Here is a 1,537-nt window from a genome sequence, read left to right on the forward strand (position 1 = left end):
TAATTGGTGAAACTCTAAAAGATTCGGTATCTTGAAGGAAAGATAGGTACTTAAAATTAAAAAGTGCCCTGCCACGAAGAGAGCTTTTAATTTCAAGTACCAATTATCTGATAATCAGTCATTTAACTTTAAATCACATCGCCATGAAGAACTATACCTTGGCCTTCGGGCCAACTTTTCTTCACACTTTGATGAATTTAAAGATGTTTTCAAGTTAGCAAAAAAAGATGTTTCTCACAAAGCCGTCCAATTGCTTGAAGGTCTATTCAGGACAGGGAGGGGCGAACGCAATTTAGAAAGGATACTTGAGGCTGTTTCTAATCAAGTTAGCGATGCGGAATATCAATCCTTACACCATTTCATGACTTCTTCCCCATGGGACTCCCATGAATTGATGAAGCGTATAGGCCTACAAACCAATCAGCTTTTGGGTAATTATCAAGATATTGCTTATATCATTGACGAGAAAGCCCATTTAAAGAAAGGCAATTGCTCAGTTGGAGTAGGCAACCAGTATGCCGGGCTGGTGGGAAAAAATGAAAATTGCCAAGTGGGCGTTTATGGGGCTTTAGCCTACCAGCAATATGCCGGTCTGGTGAACTGTAGGCTGTTCTTGCTTGAAAAATGGTGCAATGACCCGGATCGTTGCAAAAAAGCGGGAATACCTAAAGAGCAACAGCAGTATAAAACAAAGTTGGCATTGGCCCTGGAGATGCTCAGGGAAAACTTGTCTAGTGGGATGAAATTTGGTTGGGTGGGAGCAGATAGTCTTTATGGAAGAAGCCATCATTTCTGCAATGCTATTGAAGATATGGGCCAACGCTTTGTCCTTGATATACCTGTTGCTACCAGGCTTTTTTTGAAGGCCCCGTGTATTGGCTTGCCTAACCCCAAGCATAAACGCTTGAAAGCCGATATCAAGCCCGTTAAGGTGGAGGATTACCTCGGCCAGCTTGAGGCAAGAGATTTCCAATTAACAAAAATTAGAAAAACAACAAAGGGATGGCTTAAAGCCAAAATCCATGTTGCACAGGTGTGGGTTTGGGATCAGGGTGACCATGGCAAAGGGGCTGAAAAACAAGCCCGTGAACGCACCTTGATCATACGCAAACCTTGCAGCAAAAACGGAAAGATTAAAATCAGTTTGAGTAACTTTAAAATAAATGAATGCAACATTGACAGGTTTGCTTTTATGCAATCACAACGATACCTGGTAGAAAAAGCTTTTAAAGATAGCAGCAAAGATCTAGGTATGTCAGATTATCAAATCAGAAAATATCAAAGCTGGTACCATTTTCAGGCATTAACTATGCTGGCAATGTTATTTGTCCTAAAGGAAATCCTACGAAATCGGGAACAAATTCCTCTGCTTAGTTATTTAGACCTAAAAAAGATAATACAATGTTTATGGGACGAAAAAACTAACAAATTAATGCTTAGATTAGAACAACTATTAAAGAGACATCAACAAAGACAGAATGATATCGACAGGTATTACAAACTTGAATATCAATGACTTAAATATGACAAAGTAGTA

Annotated in this window: 1 protein-coding gene; it reads left to right on the forward strand. The window is 39.5% G+C overall.

What is annotated here, in order from left to right; genetic code table 11:
- Positions 1-55 precede the first annotated feature (55 nt).
- Positions 56-1,516: an IS701 family transposase gene (locus C900_RS27665; RefSeq protein WP_083867606.1), complete on the forward strand. Its 1,461-nt coding sequence runs from the start codon at positions 56-58 to the stop codon at positions 1,514-1,516.
- The last annotated feature ends 21 nt before the right edge of the window (positions 1,517-1,537 follow it).

The sequence above is a fragment of the Fulvivirga imtechensis AK7 genome, assembly GCF_000331535.1.
Taxonomy (GTDB): Bacteria; Bacteroidota; Bacteroidia; order Cytophagales; family Cyclobacteriaceae; genus Fulvivirga; species Fulvivirga imtechensis.